This window comes from Shewanella psychrophila (assembly GCF_002005305.1).
In the GTDB taxonomy this organism is placed as follows: Bacteria; Pseudomonadota; Gammaproteobacteria; order Enterobacterales; family Shewanellaceae; genus Shewanella; species Shewanella psychrophila.
In genome coordinates, this window is the sequence record NZ_CP014782.1 from 2,077,583 (window position 1) to 2,096,965 (window position 19,383).

Consider the following 19,383-nt stretch of genomic DNA (forward strand, 5'->3'; position numbering starts at 1 on the left):
AGCATTCTACTAATTACTTTGAACACATGTAACAAAGATGACATCTCATAATGAATTTTTAATAACAGCAAAGGCTCTTAGCCTTTAAATCTATTCGACTTTTTTTCACCTCTGACACTTTCACATCTAAAGCAACGGTCACTCTTTCACTTTTCTCTAATAACGGATTAGTGCCATGCCACATATAAGAAGGGAAGATAACCAGACATCCAGCTTCGGGCTTAATACAATAATCTGGTTCTAAATGTATCCATCGGCTCAATTCTGGCTGACCTAATTTTAACCAACCTTGACCACCACAATGAACTGCGTCTGGCACTGTAACGTAGTAGCTAGCGCTAAATGTTCCTTCACTGTGAAAGTGATTTTTATGATGACCTCCCTGCTTCAAAATTACAGACCAAGATCCTGAATAACTAAAGTTTTCAGTAAGCTTCCTATCCATAAACTGCTTTTCAGATAAAGACAGCTCATGTAAAAATACTTTTATTTCAGTATCAATCTGCTCTTTGAGCTGTAGAACCAATGCTAGGTCAGTATTAAATAACTGCCCTTCTGTTTGAGTCCCCATTCTCAATGATTGGTCTAAAGGATGCCTTCTTGATAAATGTAATTTCTCAAGTTCAACTTTTAAATTTTCATTGAATTTTGATTGAATTAAAGACGGGATTGAAATGACCTTTACCAAATGCTGATAATCATAAAGTTGATTGTATCTGTCAGCTTCTCCATTGAGTTTCAGACATGTTGCAAGTAGCGCTCTCCCACCCTGATTATTTGGATATAATAGGGTCAGCTCTTCCGCTAATTTTGTAGCGATGGCAAATTGATTAAGACACAAATGGGTGATACATCTCTCATTGAGCACTGACGCTAAAGACAGATCTTGTTGCCTTATACTTTTTAAAGTTTCCAATGAGTTGGAAAAGCCTCCTAATTCTCTCTCGATATGCCCCTTAATAAGTAATGCTTCAGTATGATAAACATTGACACTGAGAAAAGGCTCTATTTTTCCTAACGCCAACACCAGTTCATTATTTTTAACCAGCTTTTTTACCAACTCTAGTACTAATGAATTTACAGGGGCGATGTCACAAGCGCTATGATAAAATTGAAACGGCTCCGGCTCTCCATTTGACCAAAGCAGTTTGAATAATTCGTCATGTATTCGATGATCGAATGGATTATCTTGTAATAGATGGGTCAGGACATTAGTCGCTTTATCAACTTGTTTGAGACTCACTAGTAATGACGCATATTTTAGCAAAAATAGTCGATTTGAAGGTGACAGTTTAATGCACTTTAAGAGGATTACTTTATAATTTTCTTCATCATTAGTACTCTCATATATACAAGCTAACGAGTAAAGAACATTACTTGAGTTAGGATAACGATTTAAAAATGCTTTGTAATGAACAATCGCTTCACTAGCTTTATCTAGCTTTATCAGACATTGCCCGTAACCGATGCATGCATCAACATGGGAAGAATTTAATCTATGGGCCTTTAGGTATGAACTTGCAGCACGTTCATATGAGGCTAGACTCTGCTCCAACCGAGCCAGGTTATAGTGAGAATCAAAATAATTAGAATCTATCTTAATCGCTTCAATGAGAAGTTTTTTCGACTTCACAGATAGCTTTATCTCAGCAAGCATATTTGCATAGGAACAAAAATAACCGGGATGTTTATGTAGCAAAGTCAGCTTTTCAAAAAACTCGACACTTTTTTCAAACTCTTTGAGTTGCCGATAACACGAAGCAATGTAAAGTAGAATATTTGGCTCTCTAGGCGCAATACTAAAAAGGGGCAGCAACAAAGAAAGAGATTGTTCATAATCACCTTTTTTAAACAAGTTTACACTTAATTGTAGGTCTTGATTAGCTCTTCTCCGATCCATACATTTACTCGACTACAACTTTAAATATTCAAATTAGCATAAAAAAGGTCAGCAATAAGCTGACCTTTTTAATTTACACTTTTAATAACAGCTTAGAAACTTACATTAACTCGCGCATACCAGTACTGACCAGCAGTATCGTAAGATGCAGGAATCGTGTTCATATCCTGATTGTTAGTAATATATGGAGCATCTTGGTCAAACAAGTTCTTTATACCCATAGTTAACGAAGTATTCTCAAGAACAAAGTAAGTACCTTGAATATCATGATAGAAAACGGCATCAGCAATATTATCTAGGTTATCTTCGCTTGCGAAGTAATCTTCACCTTCTGACTGATAACGAGTCTGCCAAGTAACACTCCAATCATCCATAACGTAGTTTAAGGTCAAGTTTGTGCGCCATTGAGAAAATACTGCAAGCGTAGTTTCCCACTGATCTGCAGCTACTTTACCAGCAGTTTCAACTTTCTCAGCACCATCAAACGGTACATAGTTATATTTATCTAGATAAGTACCATTCAGTACTGCTCCAAAATCACCAGATCCTATAGATGTCTTATAAGAGATATCGAAATCAACACCGCTTGTTTGGAAAGTTGATAAGTTAGCGTTAGTCAATACGACACCAGCAACAGGACCTAAAGCAGTACGGTAAGGCGATGTAGAATGAGGTGCATCACCTGTACGCCCAGGACCTTCAACGAAGTCACATAATGGACTTGAGAAGTTAGCACTTTCCCAACAACCAGATACTACGTTATCTGTACCAGCAGTACCGATACCGTTAGTTATCTCAATGTCAAAATAATCTATACCTATACTAAAGCCACTGTCATGACTGTATACCACACCTACAGTTAAGCTATCGGACTCTTCAGGTTTAAGATCTGGGCTACCACCTGTGATAGTACTAGATTGGTTTGATGAAAGTTCGAAATCTCCTGGAAGCCCCTCGGCAGCACAGTTAGCCTTTACGGTCGCACTTTGGCTACCAGTACCATAACCTTCACATGGGTCATTATAAGCAAGGTTTGTTTCTGACTGCGGAGAGTAAAGCTCTGATACGCTCGGAGCACGGAATCCTGTAGCAACGGTAGAACGAAGCAATAGACCTTCGATAGGAGCCCATTCTAAACCAAACTTTGTATTTGTAGAGCTGTCATCTAAGAAGTCAAAGTCAGAATAACGAATTGCAGCAGTGAAACGTAACGACTCAGCAAAAGCTACGCCAGAAAGTATTGGAAAATCCATTTCAGCATAGAGTTCATCTACAGAATAGGCACCTTCAGTCGCTTCACCAGCAACACCATAAATTTGACCAATTGAAGCCGCGCCATCAGGAGTACTTGAATACTCTTCCCAACGTTTCTCATAACCGGCACCAAACATTACTTCGCCGCCCTGGAGCTCTAAGCCAAATAGTCCACCAGATATGTTAGCTTGTAATTGGCGAGTCTCACCGCGAACAATAGGAGAGTTTGGAACAAATGCATAATCGATCATATCTTGAGAAAGCGTACCAGCTTCAGTGATATTCCAAACCTCTGGACATTCAGCATCTGCATCACATAAAGCAGGGTCAAGAAGAGTATCGATACGATCTGGGTTTACACGACCTTCATCAAGACGAGCATCAACAAAACGTGCGAAGTTATACGAAACGTCCCAATCGTAATCCTCAAAAACCACACCTTCTAGACCGGCAACCATTCTGTAATCAGAAAAATCCTGAGTAAATGCACGACCCGCAGTTTCACGTAAACGACGAACCACGAAAATATCTTCGCCCACTGGGTTATACGGGTTCGATGCTGGCATCGTCGGTCCCCAGAAAGTACCTTCTGGCGCCATTAGCTGATCTGATTTACGGTTTGTGAATCCACCTTCAATAAAAGTACTTAGCGTATCGGTAATATCGAAACGACCTGCACCATTGATGCTGAATACTTCCTGAGGCGTTACCATGTAACTTGTAGTCGCATAGTTAAAGCCATCAATAGCTTGATCAAATGGACGTACTTCACCAGTTTCAGGATCTTTTACATGACCACTGTAATTATCATTGAAGAACTGACCATAAGGAATTGTACCTGAACCACCGCATACTTTCTCGCCATCACGCTCGAAAATAGGACACTCAGAGAATCCACGATCACCTTGAAGAATCTTCTTACGTTCAGTGTATTGTAGAGATAATACAACATTACCACGGTCGCTAGAAGCACCTGTAGTTAGTGAGAGAAGAGTCTTTTCCCCATCGCCTTCACTTGCTTGATCGTACTGAGCTTGAAACTCAACACCTTCGAAGTTTTTCTTGGTAATAAAGTTAATTACGCCGGCAATAGCATCTGAACCGTAGATAGTAGATGCACCGTCACGAAGAACTTCTACACGCTCAACATATGCTGTGGGGATTGAGTTCAAATCACCGGAAGCAAAACGACGACCGTTAATCAGTACAAGTGTACGACCTGAACCTAGACCACGAAGTGACGCAGTAGCAAAACCACGGCTACCGTTGTTCACTGAAGAACCTTCTGCACCACCATTGATCGCTGGAATCGTTTGAATGAAGTCTTCCATTGTTGATACACCTGTAGCGGCGATATCAGCAGCAGAGAATACTGTAATTGGGCTAGCAGTCTCAAGATCAGTTCTTTTAATGCGTGAACCAGTAACCTCGATACGTTCAACTGTCTCTTCTTCAGCAGCCATTACTGTTGGTGCTGTAAATGCAGCTGCAGCTGCACCACTAATTAGTGCGAAGCGCACTGAATTAGCTAACAAGCTATTCTTGTACATGTTGTTTCTCCCTGGACTCTTATTTTTTATATTTTTTAAATGTATCAAAACAAACACAAAGCGTTACATTGAAATACATTCGCAAACAAATAAGACCACACCTGAAACATTTAATCAACAATACGCTGCCAGTTTTTACAACTGTCATCTCCAGCCGATTATTTTGTATACACTTAATAGTTGAAATCTGATTTGGATGCTGTCAATAGTTGAAATTAATTGACCAGCGATGAGAAAGGAATGGGATAGAAAATGGGTTTAGTTTTCGAGTACAGTAATTATCGATGTAAAAACAGCATATTAGAACAATTCAAGAGTATATTTATCGCTCTATTCTTTCTCATTGCCTCAAAGGTAAGCATAAGTTCATACTCGTTTCACACTCTTAAACTTGTATAAATTGACTCAGCCTCTTTACCAGATATCTCGTTTACGTAAACTTTAATGTACAGTTTGTCCATTTTTTGTTTCTCAATCTAGAGAAAAGAGTCTAGGAACTAGTTAGCCGGCCATTCTCGCCAGTTAAACTATTGTTAAATTTACACGTTGAATTTTCCATGTATATTGTCTTTGCACATAAAAAAACGCCCATATAGGGCGTTTCAAGCAAGCTAAGTAGCTAGCAATATTACATGTAGTATCTGATACCGATTGCTACGCCATCACTCTCATCAGGAGTCTGGTTTGCAACGTTGAAGTCACTCATGTCTTTACGAGCTTCGATGTAAAGCATTGTCTGCTCATCCCAAACATAGTGAAGGCCCGCTACGATGAACTGACGCTTAAATTCGCCGTCATTGTAAAGTGCTTCATAGGCATCACCAGCCTTTAGGTAGTTATAAGCAAAGATAGGCTTAAGGCCATTATCAAACTTATAGCTGAACAGTGACTCAAGACCTACGGCATCTGGCATTAAACGACCAATGTTATCAGTATCATGGTATTCGTTCTTGTTGATGTTAATCGCCGCATAGAATCCAGGTTGTTCAAACCCGCCCCAAGTCAAACCAGCACCATAGATGTAATCTGTTTCAGAGATACCTTCACCAGACTCCAACGTACCGTCAAATTCACCTAAGTTAAAACCAGCAGTAAGCGTTAACATATCTGTAGCAGCATAAGTGATAGAACCACCAACAGTATTGTTGTATTCAATTGTACCTAAAGATTCACCAGTAATAGCCACTGGGCTACCGATCATGAAGCTATTATCAGTGGTTGAGAGCAATGCAGAGTCATCTTCAATCAGATCAAAGCTATCTTGCTTTAGCTGCACCTGCAGACCGAAGCTGACATCACCGAATGAATTACGGTATTGAACTGTGTTATCACCACGACCAGTACCGTTTACCGCACCATCGGCCTTGTTGTAAGTGTAAGTGCCCGAGGCATTACCATCCCAAGTGTTTACCAGGTTAGTATTATAGACTACGTCGTACCATACGCCCCACTGCTTACCGATAGAGAGTGAACCATACTTATCGTGTGCAAGACCTGCATAACCAAGACGGTTGGTAAGAAAGTCACCGCTTTGAGATTCGAAGTTACTTTCGCTACTGTAAACAATGTCACTTGTCCCAAATGGGTTTACACCCCATTCAAGTTTTACAAATGTTTTCCAGTCATTATCCATGTCACGGGTAAAACCAAAGTTGATACGTGATGAACCGTTTACCACCTCTGTAGCACCTTGAGTGTTGATGATGCGGGCATCCATCCAACCGCCGATCTCTACTGAGTTTTTGTCATCTTTATAGATTTCAATTGCCGATACTGACGGTACAAATATGACGGCTGCCAATGCCGATGCTACTAAAGTTCTTTTCATGTGATGTCTAACCTTTATGTTTTCAGTCTGCTTGGTTCTATTTTTTATCATTCCATTGTTCTATGTCTTCCTAGTTGCAGCTGAGGTTAGCAAAAGATTAGTTATCGCTCAAAGACGAAAGTCACAAAAACCACCTGTTTTTTCATCAATTTAACCAAGGAAACCATTTTGCAGCAGACGATAAACCATTTGTTAACATAAAAACAGAACAATCTTAAGATAGCACTCACTAAATTAACGACATCTGCTTAGATGCGATGTCCGAGAAGCGTTTATCGAGCAGACCTAAAACAGGTTCGGCGATGGGGGCAAGCTGTCTAGTTAGATAGTAATGATAATCAATAGTAGACTGCCGATATTGAATAGGTTCTGCACCATTAAGCGTCATAAGGTACTCAACCTTAGTCCCCCTCTTTGAGAAACGCTCAGAGCCTGAAAAATCGCACATCATTTTGGCCGCCTTAACGTGTGGAGATGACTTAGCGGTATAATCGGCTATATCTCTACGCAGGCGTTTACTAAAGACGAGTTCTTCATCTAGCTTGCCTTGCATCAGGTCATTGACCACCTCTTGTAAGAAGGCCATCACATCTTGTTTAGAAAATAGGCGGTAATAAAGTGATTCTTGTATGCGCCTGGCCAACGGACTCCAGTCACTGCGTACTTGCTCCATTCCCTTAAAGACGAGCTGCAGTTCTCCTTCATTATTAGTAAGCGCACCTACATAACGTTTCTTAGAACCTTCAGTTGAACCTCTGAGGGTCGGCATGAAGAACTGCTCATAATGACATTCAAATTCTAACTCTAGATGACACGCTAACTTCATCTCTTTATCTAGCTTATGTTTCCACTGGGAGTTAATCGTTTTAACTAATCCCTGCCCTATTTTATCGACATCGATATCCTCAGGGTCTTGTCCCAGCCAAACGAAGGTCGAATCGGTATCGCCATAGATGACTTGGTAACCTAGCTCCTCAATCCAGGCTCTTGTCTGTTTCATTATCTGATGACCCCTAAGGGTGATAGAACTGGCAAGCCTAGCATCATGGAATACACAGCCACGGGAGCCTAATACGCCATAGAGAGAATTCATGATTATCTTAATGGCCTGTGACAGCGGCGCATTCTTCTCCGCCTTCGCTTCTTCCCTATGCTCCGAGAGTGTTTTAATCAATTCGGGTAATATGGGCGAGTCTCGGCTAAATTTCGCCCCCAAGAAACCATCAACATTATCGGCTTCAGGTTCACTGAGTCCCTTAATAAGACCTTTAGGGTCAATGAGAAAGGTTCTGATGATAGAAGGATAAAGGCTCTTAAAGTCGAGCACTAAGATATGTTTATAAAGGCCGGGGATAGAATTCATCACATATCCGCCCGGACTTTCTAGTCCTTGACTCATTGCCATAGCGGGTGCGACGAAGCCAGCTCTATGCAGATGAGGCAAGTATAAGTTATTGAATGCGGCGACTGATGCACCGACTCTACCAAGTTCTAACCCGGTCAGCCTTGAACGTTCTAAGGCAAATTCAAACAATTGAGTTTTTTTGAAAACATCCCACACCAAACGGCTGTCAGTTAAATTATAGTGGGCGAGCGCAGCTTTATCGTGATGAAAGAGTTCAGTGATCTCCTCACCTCTATTCTGAACACCTTTCTCACCACTGGGCAAGGCCTTCCCCTCCTCGAGCAAGGCACGCGAAACAGACTCCAGTGAGAAACTATCGAATCGATAAAATGCCGCCTTTAGCCAATCTATTCCGTCTAACACGACCCGCCCTGGCAAAGAGAGAGTCTCAGGACGATATTTATCTGGAACCTTCCAGCTCAGAACCGTCCCGCCCCTGCCCAATGTCAACTCGATCCCAAGTAACTTTGCTCGTCTATAGATCAGGGCCAGATCGAACGTTACCACCGCCCAGCCTATGATGATATCGGGATCATATTCGTCAAACCAATCGATTAACCTAAGAATGAGCCCTCTCTCATCTGCTACCCATTGAATATAATCAGTCTGGTCATCGGCTATGGTCGACTCATCACTACTGATCTGCTTAGGTGAGCCCACCATAATCACTTTTTTATACTCGACATCCATCGCCTTGCCGTAGAGTCCGACCGAGTAGAGCTCGCCCGACATACTGCATTCAAAATCTAGGGAGATGGCTTTCAGCTGGATATCGACAGCGCTTTTTCTGGCCCGAGTGGCAGTAAATCTGGCCAATTCGCCCTGTGTTTGAGGTTCTAATTGACCAATAAACTCTACATCGAGCGCTATGTACCTTTCTATCAAGTATCTATGTTCGGGCCGAACATCGGTTTCAAACAGAGGAATGGCGAGATCGACCGCACCTCTGATCACATGCCTAAATACCTGTGATGAGCTCGTATAAATAGCCGTAACAGGATCACCATTGAAATTTGTCAGTGACAGCTCCACTTGTCTTACTTTTGCTAATTCCGGTAATGCTTGTAGTCGTAGCAGATCTTTAGTTGCACAAAAACACACATATTCAGCTTGAGGAACTCTAACTAATATGGGGCCATCGGAAGTTTTAATATAATAATGCAACCAAACCATGCCTGAATGCTGCACCGTATGGCGAGAAAGTATCCGCCCCTTAACCGATGAGGTTCCGCTCAACTCTGATGAGGGCTTTACTGGCATAATTTGTCTATCCAAAACAGGGACTCGATGAAAATGGGATCACATTTAGCTCAATAATATAAAATTAGAGTAGTTAAGGCTATGCAATCACTGTTATTATGTACAGCTCTATTTCTCTTGCTTATATACCTATGCTATCGGCCGACGTAAAAACACAGATCCGTTCTATATACAAAGGTATCGCTTCAGCACTACCTGACTTTCGTTCGAGACGGGAGCAAAATTATATCGTCGCCGAGATTTCTAAGACCTTAGCCGGTGAGTACGATAAACACAGGCGTATAATAGTGGTTGAAGCAGGCACTGGTATAGGTAAATCATTAGCCTATATATTAGGCTCTATTCCATTAGCATTGGCCAGCAAGAAAAAGGTCTGTATCGCCACTGCGACTGTGGCACTACAAGAGCAACTGTTGCACAAAGATCTGCCCTTCTTTTTACAGCAATCTGAGCTGGACTTTAGCTTTGGTTTAGTAAAAGGTCGTCAACGCTATGTTTGTCTATCTAAATTAGAGATGTTAATCGGGGCCGATAACGGCACTCAGATGGCGATGTGGCAGACCAAACCCGACAATAGCCAGATCAAGCTACTGCAAACTTTATTAAAGCAGTACCACGAAGGAAAATGGAATGGCGAGCGTGACACTTTAGTTGAACAGCTCCCCGACCACCTATGGCAACAGATTGCTTGTGATAAACACAGCTGCCATAGACAACTCGCCAGCCACAGAAATTGTCCCTTCCATAAAGCACGTGAAGATATCGATAACTGGGATGTGTTGATTGCTAACCATAGCCTCTTGTTTGCCGATCTGGAATTGGGCGGCGGAGTCATTCTGCCGGATCCCGAAGAACTCTATTACATCATAGATGAGGCTCATCACCTTCCTATGGTTGCCAGAGATTTCTCCAGCGCACAAACCACACTCAAGGGTGCTGTGGATTGGCTGGAAAAAATCGATAAGACCTGCAGCAAGTTACAAAATCAAATAAAGAGTAATCATATCATAGGCCCAGCGCAGGCAATGCAGGACCATATTACCGACCTTACTGGCCTACTCACCCAGATAGCCCACTTTTGTGACACCCAAACCCACAGGTTCGACAATCCCGAAAACCGTTTACGCTTCGAGCATGGCAAGTTACCCCAGGCGTTACTCATCCAGGCAGAGAACTTAGCCACAGTATCAACTACCGCCCTCAAGCAATTCAATAAGATGTTAGTCTTGCTCAGCGAAGCGATAAAAGATGGCGATATTCCTAAGCATCAGGCCGAGCAGCTGCTCACAGAAACAGGCTTCATGTTACAGAAGCTGGAAAATTTACAGAAACTGTGGAAGATGATGGCGAAGGAAGATCACCCCAAAGGTGCGCCTATGGCTCGTTGGATTGAGCTATTAACCGGTAAACAGACTGATTATCTGTTCAGCGCATCTCCCATCGAAGTCGGCTTCATGTTAGAAAAGCTACTTTGGGACAAGGCTGCTGGGGTGGTACTTTGCAGTGCGACATTGCGAGCCTTAAATAATTTTAATCATTTCACCCATCAAGTTGGTCTATCACTCAACGACGGTAGCCGTTTTTTAGCCATGGATTCTCCCTTCGACTTTGAACAAAATGCGACCCTGTTTCTGCCTCAGATGAACTATGAGCCCACAGACGAAAAGTTCACCGAAGAACTCGCCCAACAAATTTTGGCACTGATAGAGGGTGAAATGGCCACTTTAGTCTTATTCGCATCTTATTGGCAGATGGAGAAGGTCGTCGATATGGTCGAGAATAAGGTTAAAACAGGCTTACTGATCCAAGGCACTATTTCCAGACAAGAGATTTTATCGGCTCATAAGAAACGATGCGATAACGATGAACCGAGTATCATATTCGGCACGGGTAGTTTCTCAGAAGGACTTGATCTACCGGGCGATTATCTAACGAACCTGATCATCACAAAACTGCCTTTCGCGGTGCCGACCTCTCCCGTTGAGCAGGCTCATGCGGAATATATCAAAATAAAAGGTGGAAATCCTTTTATGCAGCTAACGATCCCCGATGCTTCGCGCAAATTGATACAGAGTTGTGGTAGATTACTACGCAAAGAGCAGGACTATGGACGCATCACGATTTTGGATAGGCGTTTAGTCACTAAACGGTATGGAAAATCACTGCTTGATGCACTTCCCCCCTTTAGACGCGTAATTGAGTAGGATTTATTTTTGGATTTACTGTTTGAACCCAATACTTGGGTAATTCTAGCCGGGATCGGCTTACTCGCAGGTTTCATCGATGCCATCGCGGGAGGTGGAGGTTTACTCTCTATACCAGCCCTACTCGCATTGGGTATTAACCCTCATACGGCATTGGGCACCAATAAATTAGCCGCATGTTTTGGCTCTTCTACGGCTGCGTATACCTATTATAAACAAAACCTATTTACGCCCCACTTGTGGTACTACACCTTTATAGCCACTTTTTTCGGTGCGATAACCGGCACCTTTATTGTCTCTCTTATCGAAAGCCATTGGTTGGAAAAACTGCTTCCGCTGATGATCATGATTATTGCTATTTACACGCTACTCAAACCCAATGCCATGGGCTGTAGTACATTCACGCCACTTAATAAACCAGCATCTAAAATGAAACAATGGCTCCAAGGCTTTCCGCTTGGATTCTATGATGGCTTCGCAGGTCCTGGTACAGGTGCATTCTGGACCATAACCAGTACGACTTACCATAAGCTACCTCTTCTTCACAGCTGTGGTTTAGCCAGGGCAATGACTTTCACCAGTAATCTGACCTCTTTAGTGATCTTTCTCACACTTGGGCAAGTGAATATCATAATCGGTCTTTCAATGGGTCTATGTATGATGCTAGGTTCCTTTATCGGTGCAAGAACGGCGATAAAATTTGGCGTCCAGTTTATCAGACCCGCATTTATCACTCTGGTATTGTTGATCGCAGCCAAGTTAGCTTGGGATGCGTGGGTGTAATAACGATGAAGACAAATGAACTCCTAAGGCAATTATCAGTCCAACTGAAGCAACTAGAGCGGGACGTGCTTCAACACGATGCTAATTTACCCAATAGGGAGCAGAAACTGCTTCGGGATACCGACAGGTTTAACGACGAACTATTTATTCAATCAGGCGCTAAGCTTGCGCCCTGTATAGAACAAATAAACAAGAGTATTAAGCAGCTAGGTAAACTGATCAAAGGTAACATATCTACCGATACTATAGCCTTGAGCTGTGAACGTATTCAAGACAAGTTTACTGCCGTCAGAAGAGCGCTCAATACCACCTCATTAGGGGCCAATTCAGCATCGCAGCAAAGAGCTTTTCGAGTTGCTCAAGCAAAGAAGCGTAGAAATAAGTCCCATAATGAAAGCGGCTTTAATTGGATAGCCGCCGGAGTCATGCATAACAGCCATCAACTGTACGCAGAACTCAACAAACATCTTAACTGGGTGAGTGCATTTGAACAAAAAATACTCACCTTACAATCGCAGCTGGATAACTGTCCTAGTGCCGACAAAATCCAGATGCAAAATGAGCTCCTTTTGGTTCATCGACGACTAGGAAAGTGTCGACAAGCCATCAGTTATATAGAAGATCGCATTCAAGCGTTTGAGCGACCATTCTCTCAAACCTATAAGCCTTTTAATCGTTAAGGAAAAACAATGAAGTCACTCATGTCTATCACCGCAATCTTGGCTCTACTGGGTTCATCTTCGGCCCTGGCGGCTAATTTGAATATCCCCATGTCATTTGAATACCTGGCCATCGACGGTAAGAAAGTCGAAAGCAGCTTATTCAGCCATAAATCAGATCTGGAATTAAGCCAAGGCACCCACAAGATTGCGATCCGTTACCACGACATGGTTCAAGATGATTTCAGTGACAGTGAGAGCTTTGTCAAGTCGTCTCCCTTTATCGTTACTCTTGCAGTCGATGGTGACCATGACTACACATTGAAGCCCGCCGATGGCGATATCGTAAAACAACCTAAATCTTTCGCGAAATCACCACAGGTAGAAATAACTCGCAGCGACAAAGGTGCTGTAATCTATAAAGTCACTCAAACAGACTTCACCGAAGACTCCTTCGTGACTAGCCTGTTTGGTGGGGGAAACAAGCAAGACATCGCAGCTGTAACGACAGCAGCAACTGGCGGCGCGGTTTTAGCAGCCTCGGCAAGTGCAACACCTACGGCTCCTGTCAGTATTCCGGCCCCAGTTGAGGCTATGCCCATGACTCCAGCTTCAGCTGATAAAGGCGAGCATGCCCAGCAAATGTTGCAGTACTGGTGGCTGCATGCCGATGATAAGACCCGTAAAGAGTTTATGAGTTGGGCCATTCAACAGCTATAAGTAACACACTTTATTCGTTTAAAGCGCTAATGCCAGCACATATTGCTGGCATTTTTGTATTTTATAACTGATTAAATACCAAGATTATACTCATTGTCTGAAACCAGACTCTTATTTCAAAGCACTAAGACCAAACAAGCGCTAAAATTATCTTTGAAGATATTGCATTTTTCTATTGCTGCTATTTAAATATGGTTGCAAACTGAACTATCTTTTCTTGTTCGCTATAAACAGCAATAGACACTAACGGTCACGGAGCATCTGTATGCAATTAGAAATTCGAAACTATTACGAAGTCCTTCTTATGGAACTCTTGTCCGATGAAGGCTTACTCGATGAATTACCGGAAGACTATCTGGCAGATCTTTGTTGTGTCACCCTAAACCAACTTCCGGTCCGTTATATACGGCATCTGGTCGATACCTATTTTTTTGAAGATTACAACGAACTGTCCAAGATGAAGTCTGAAATTCAAACTGCATTGGAAAAATCTAGAGCATTTCTCAAGGCTAACCTGCATAAAACAGTTGAAAAATAATATACCATTGAAGAGCTAGGTTTAAAAAGAGTACGCTTAGAACAGAGAGGGGATCTGGAGGTTCCCCTAGAGCCACACGAGTCACTTGCTGCGGTTGCTCCCTTCTGGGTTAGAACAATTCTTCAGTTATCATTATTGGTCATGCGAGTTGCCTAGAGTAGGACGCAAATATTCAGATAAGACAATATGCGCATACCAGATGCCATGACGAGATTGAAACAAATATGGGGGTTTTTAGATAAACTATATCTCATCGAGTGTACCGCCAAGTGTACCACCTGAGGTTATTCTGAACTAAGAGATTGATGTACTAGGAGATTGGAGGTTCCCCTAGAGCCACACCCCGGCACATGAGTCACTTGCTGCGGTTGCTCCCTTCCAGGCCTGGCCGAATTCACGAGTTATCATTGCGGGGGGACCCTAAGGTCACCATTGCTTTCTTTGAGTAAAATACCTCAGAGAACGGCGAGCATTATCTACTAAGCCCGCCAAGCAATCAAGTCCTAAACAGCAACTATTGCCTTGTTGACTGCTGACTGCTGTTTCTATAAACAGATAGTCTATAGATCTGAGCTATAAGCTTAGAAACACCCTATTTTTCTCAACAAGCTTAGGCCCGATCCCCTTCACATTTGAAAGGTCAGCAATCACCTTAAATTTGCCGTTACTCTCTCTATATTCGACAATCGCTTTCGCTTTTGATTCACCAATTCCCTTAAGTAAAACCAATTGCTCTATTGAAGAGGTATTAATATTCACATTTAGTTGTTGAACCTGATGTGTATTTTCATTTTTATTGGGGGTTTTCGATTGGCTAGAAACTTCACCGGCGTAGACGCTGAGTGAAAAAAATGCAGCCATAAGTGTTGCAGAGACAAGTGTTCTCTTCATGGGTAACTCCTTGGTTAGTTATAATCCATTAAAATGCAGCCATTAGTCCATTTATTCCTTGGCCACCCATTAAATGTAGATCAAGCCCGCACTTCCTGCCATTTTTAGATCGAACGACAGCCTAAGAGAGAACAAACACGACAAACGTCACAGTTTTAAATTTTAGAAATTTTCATTTCAACTAGATTTTAAGGAGACAAATGTAAGTTTGTAATTCAATCACATATTTTTTCGATCACTAGGGCGTAATACTTGTCACACACATGGATAGAACACCATATCAGTCACTCAGTTAGGTCTTCTTGAGTGTAACAAAAATACACCTAAAATTATTATGTCGAAATCCTTCTCTAGGTTAGTGTGTGCTAAATATAATAATGAGAAAGAAGGTCTAACTGAGATGGAACAGCTCCAAAAAAATCCCGGCAACTCCCAAGCTAGTTTTAGTCCCCCACAAAAAAAACTAATTATATTATTCGCCGATATCGTACTTTTTATCATGCTCTATAACTTTCTTCCTTTTGAAGAAGGCATTAATACCGGTTTATCCATTCTCATCTTCGCCGCCATCTTGTGGCTAACGGAAGCGATCCATATCAGTATTACCGCAATACTGATCCCTATCCTTGCTGTTGTCCTCGGCGTATTTGAAACCAAAGAGGCGATGAGTAACTTCGCTAACCCGATCATATATCTTTTCTTCGGTGGGTTTGTGTTAGCTGCAGCCTTAAACCATCAAGGAATCGATAAACTCATAGCACAAAAGGTGTTAACGGCCTCTAAGGGGAAACTTAGCTTTGCTTGTATGTTACTTTTTGGAATAACGGCTTTACTCTCTATGTGGATAAGCAATACAGCAACCGCTGCTATGATGCTGCCTCTGGCACTGGGGATTTTACATCAGCTGGATTTTAAAGAGCATAAAAGCACATATCTGTTTATGCTTCTGGGTATTGCCTACTCCGCCAATATCGGCGGTATAGGGACTTTAGTCGGTAGTCCACCCAACGCCATTGCCGCTGCACAAGTTGGTTTAAGTTTCATTGATTGGCTTGAATTTGGCTTGATCACCGTCGCCTTGATGCTGCCAAGCATGCTTATTGCTTTATATCTGTTCCTTAAACCCGATCTTTCAGTGGTATGTAAAATACCGGTCTCTGATAATAAGCTAAATTTTCAAGGAAAATTAACACTCTTAGTCTTCATTATCACAGTCTGCTGCTGGATATTCAGTAGGCCCCTCTCTCAGGCACTTGGAGGCATAGCACAATTTGATACTGTGGTTGCACTCGGCGCTGTCGTCACGTTGGCGGGTCTTGGTCTGGTTGAATGGAAGAAAATTGAGCGAACCACAGACTGGGGCGTGTTGATCTTGTTCGGTGGTGGTTTGACATTGAGTGCAATTTTAAAAGCCACTGGCACCAGCGTATTTCTGGCATATTGGGTTACTGATATTTTCGGTAATACCCATATGGCGCTATTCACTCTTGCCGTTATCTTCTTTGTGGTCATGCTCACCGAATTTGCGAGTAATACTGCCAGTGCCGCACTCTTGGTGCCCGTATTTGCAGCAATTGCCGAACCTCTAGGTTTATCCCCTATCATGATATCTGTGCTTATTGGTATTGCAGCCTCTTGCGCCTTTATGTTGCCAGTAGCAACGCCTCCCAACGCCATTGTTTACGGCTCAGGTTTTATCAAACAATCTGAGATGATGCGGGCGGGTGTCATCATTAACTTTATCAGTATGTTAGTCCTATACGTGGTGGCTCATACTTTTTGGAGTTTTTAGGTTATAGCCATAAATGAAAGCCGCTTCATGCAATGGCATGATGCGGCTTTTCATATAAGCGCTCTAATTACATTGGACTAATGTCGGTTGGTATAGCGTTATATCTTAGCCAAGCCTTGTTCCAGATCGACAATAAGATCTTCAACTGACTCTAGCCCCACAGAGATACGCAATAAATTTTCCTTTATTCCAGCACCTTCCCGCTCCTCTTTCTCATAGGTAGCATGGGTCATAGATGCCGGATGTTGTATCAGTGATTCTGCATCACCTAAACTTACCGCGATGGAAAATAGTTGCAAACTATTGATAAACTCAATGGACTGTTCTAGAGCTGTATCTAGCTCGAAGGCAATAACTCCCCCTCCCCTGCGCATCTGCTTCCCCAGAAGCTGCTGACCAAAGCTCCCCTCTATTCCAGGGTAATACACTTTAATCACTTTAGGATGAGCTGATAGGTATTCGACCACTCTCTCAGCGTTATCGCAATGACGCTCCATTCTGACATCTAAGGTTTTTAGCCCTCGCAGAATCAACCAGGCATCATGAGGAGACAAGACACCACCTAAGTCTTTCATGGTTTCGAATTTTATTTTATCTATCTGCTCATCACTGCCACAGATTATTCCGGCAATAACGTCACCGTGCCCGTTTAGATACTTAGTTGCACTGTGTATAACTATATCGACCCCATGATCCAAAGGTCGCTGCAGTAAGGGGGTCATGAAAGTATTATCTATGATGCTGATCAAACCGTGCTTTCTTGCAATTGAAACTAGCGCATCTAAATCAAAAACATCGAGATGAGGATTAACAGGTGTCTCACAAAAAAGTACTCGAGTCTTATCTGTTATCGCTGCAGAAATCGCATCGAGATCCTTAAAATCAACTAAGGAGACATCGATACCAAACTTGTTTAACTGAGTACTCATTAGTGAAAAAGTACAACCATATACCGCCTTGGAAGCGACCAGATGGTCGCCTTGTGAAAGGTTAGCCAACAGCGCCGAAGAAACCGCCGCCATGCCAGAGGCTGTAGCTGCAGCAGCTACCGAACCTTCGAGCAGTGCCATCTTGCGCTCTAACTCAGCAGTGGTCGGATTACCGAGTCGAGTATAGATATAACCGACTTCATCGCCTGAAAATCTGGCTCCACCTTGCTCTGCACTATCAAATACAAAAGTCGCACTCTGACATAACGGGGACACTAATGCCCCAGAGCTATCCTTAACATGGCCTGCGTGTATGACTTTTGTCGCTAGAGTCCACTTGTCCTTCATAAAATATCTCCGAGGTCTGATCTTAAGTTTCACATCGGCGGTTAATATTTTATAAAATAAGGTTATATGATAGTACCGATGATTATTTAACCATGTACCCAGACACTAGCCGGAGTAAACTTCGGATGAGAAATAATCAAGTTCAAGATGTAAAGTCTTTATTACATTTGACTTTTTCTTTGACCTTGCCACTGAATACAGAAGAAGATAACTCCTTAAGATCTAACAATAACTCTTTATGTATTCCTGACAGCTTAGGCCGAGAAGACTCTTTAAAGGAAAGAGGTCGACACAATGCCATAGCTTGATAACCTAGGCGTGCCGTCAGTAGGCCGCCGCCGAGTCCTTGTCCAAGACGGGCAGATAACTTACCGGACATTTCAACTGAAAGTAGTTGAGTCCCAAGATCAGTGGCTATTTCACTGGTACCTGCATAAATGATGTTAGTGATAACACCTCTTATCAACTTGATACGGCTCCAGTAACCCAATTCAATGCCATAACAGTGTGCAATCTTGACTATCATGCTTTGATTTCGCCAGAGAATAATGGCCATATCCAGGACAGCCAGAGGGCTCGCCGCTAATAACAGTGCCGATTCTTGAGCGAAGCGGCGAACGATCTTTTTCGCGACCCTATCTCGGTCACTCAATATGATTTCATCGAATAAGATCAGCTTCTCAGCGTCATTGTGACCATCTCGATTAGAATCATGATACTTAGATAAATCAATCCCTTGTGGTAGATTATTGATAATATTCCCGATAAATTTATCGGCTTCACCCAGCTGCATACTTTGGGCAAGCCTATCCCCGGTTTGCTGCGCCTCTTCTACCGATTTTAGTCTGACCAACTGACGCCATTCACGAAACACGAGTTTCCCCGCCCATAAGGTGATCAATAGAGTCACACTGGAGTACAAGCCGAATAACCAAGGGCTTTCTAGCCAGGCGTCCCTCAGTCCCAGAGTGGTTTCAGTAATAACCAGGCCGATGAGCCCCATGACGATAAGTTTGGCAAGCACAGTCCAGCGAGGTTTGGCTTTACGTTTGGAACTATTTTCAAATAATCCAGAACGTTCGGATAAGCTGGAGGCGACTTCATTATCTATGACCTCGTCGGTAACGCTCTCATCAGCACTATTTATAGGTATTTCAATAAATTGAGCTTGCTCTTCAAATCGCTTAGCTTCTCGAAAGCTAGGCGTTGCTTCATCCGCTATGGATTCAAACACCTGTTTCTGTTTGATGGTATTTTCCGTCTCACTTTCAGCGCCTTTGATATTATCTTGCGAAGGGGCTGCTTCTCTATCTTTCATATGA

Annotated in this window: 13 protein-coding genes and 1 other RNA gene; 6 read left to right on the plus strand and 8 right to left on the minus strand. The window is 42.6% G+C overall.

Annotation, left to right across the window (positions count from 1 at the left end; all coding sequences use genetic code 11):
• Positions 1-58: 58 nt before the first annotated feature.
• From sps_RS09070 to sps_RS09085, 4 genes are all read right to left on the minus strand, one after another.
• Positions 59-1,900, minus strand: a complete 1,842-nt coding sequence (locus sps_RS09070) for a putative 2OG-Fe(II) oxygenase (protein ID WP_077752237.1) — start codon at positions 1,898-1,900, stop codon at positions 59-61.
• Positions 1,901-1,992: 92 nt separating this feature from the next.
• Positions 1,993-4,704: a TonB-dependent receptor plug domain-containing protein gene (locus sps_RS09075; protein ID WP_077752238.1), complete on the minus strand. Its 2,712-nt coding sequence runs from the start codon at positions 4,702-4,704 to the stop codon at positions 1,993-1,995.
• Positions 4,705-5,332: 628 nt separating this feature from the next.
• A complete protein-coding gene (locus tag sps_RS09080) occupies positions 5,333-6,532 on the minus strand; it encodes a porin (protein ID WP_077755618.1) in 1,200 nt (399 codons plus the stop codon).
• A 229-nt stretch (positions 6,533-6,761) separates the two neighbouring features.
• Positions 6,762-9,197, minus strand: coding sequence for a DNA polymerase II (locus sps_RS09085; RefSeq protein WP_077752239.1), 2,436 nt, complete (start codon positions 9,195-9,197; stop codon positions 6,762-6,764).
• Positions 9,198-9,328: 131 nt separating this feature from the next.
• Here sps_RS09085 and dinG point away from each other — a divergent pair, with 131 nt between their 5' ends.
• The 5 genes from dinG to sps_RS09110 all read left to right on the plus strand — a co-directional run bounded on the left by dinG (position 9,329) and on the right by sps_RS09110 (position 14,101).
• On the plus strand, positions 9,329-11,401 hold the full coding sequence (gene dinG, locus sps_RS09090; protein ID WP_077755619.1) for an ATP-dependent DNA helicase DinG: 2,073 nt from the start codon (positions 9,329-9,331) through the stop codon (positions 11,399-11,401).
• 9 nt (positions 11,402-11,410) lie between these two features.
• A complete protein-coding gene (locus sps_RS09095; protein ID WP_077752240.1) occupies positions 11,411-12,184 on the plus strand; it encodes a sulfite exporter TauE/SafE family protein in 774 nt (257 codons plus the stop codon).
• A 5-nt stretch (positions 12,185-12,189) separates the two neighbouring features.
• Positions 12,190-12,864: a primosomal replication protein gene (locus sps_RS09100; RefSeq protein WP_077752241.1), complete on the plus strand. Its 675-nt coding sequence runs from the start codon at positions 12,190-12,192 to the stop codon at positions 12,862-12,864.
• A 9-nt stretch (positions 12,865-12,873) separates the two neighbouring features.
• Positions 12,874-13,563 (plus strand): DUF2057 domain-containing protein, encoded by a 690-nt coding sequence (locus tag sps_RS09105; protein ID WP_077752242.1) that lies wholly within the window; start codon positions 12,874-12,876, stop codon positions 13,561-13,563.
• A 265-nt stretch (positions 13,564-13,828) separates the two neighbouring features.
• The gene (locus sps_RS09110; RefSeq protein ID WP_077752243.1) at positions 13,829-14,101 is read left to right on the plus strand and encodes a late competence development ComFB family protein; all 273 of its coding nucleotides are present in this window, start codon (positions 13,829-13,831) and stop codon (positions 14,099-14,101) included.
• A 327-nt stretch (positions 14,102-14,428) separates the two neighbouring features.
• Here the strand turns inward: sps_RS09110 and ffs are convergent.
• An RNA gene (gene ffs, locus sps_RS09115) (signal recognition particle sRNA small type) lies at positions 14,429-14,525 on the minus strand.
• Between the two features lie 149 nt (positions 14,526-14,674).
• A complete protein-coding gene (locus tag sps_RS09120; protein ID WP_077752244.1) occupies positions 14,675-14,992 on the minus strand; it encodes a ComEA family DNA-binding protein in 318 nt (105 codons plus the stop codon).
• 400 nt (positions 14,993-15,392) lie between these two features.
• On the opposite strand from sps_RS09120, the gene sps_RS09125 reads away from it, so the two are divergent.
• Positions 15,393-16,784, plus strand: a complete 1,392-nt coding sequence (locus sps_RS09125; RefSeq protein WP_077752245.1) for an SLC13 family permease — start codon at positions 15,393-15,395, stop codon at positions 16,782-16,784.
• A 98-nt stretch (positions 16,785-16,882) separates the two neighbouring features.
• Here sps_RS09125 and sps_RS09130 read toward each other — a convergent pair whose 3' ends face one another.
• Positions 16,883-18,061, minus strand: a complete 1,179-nt coding sequence (locus sps_RS09130; RefSeq protein WP_077752246.1) for a trans-sulfuration enzyme family protein — start codon at positions 18,059-18,061, stop codon at positions 16,883-16,885.
• A 142-nt stretch (positions 18,062-18,203) separates the two neighbouring features.
• A complete protein-coding gene (locus sps_RS09135; protein WP_077752247.1) occupies positions 18,204-19,379 on the minus strand; it encodes a TIGR01620 family protein in 1,176 nt (391 codons plus the stop codon).
• Positions 19,380-19,383 lie beyond the last annotated feature (4 nt).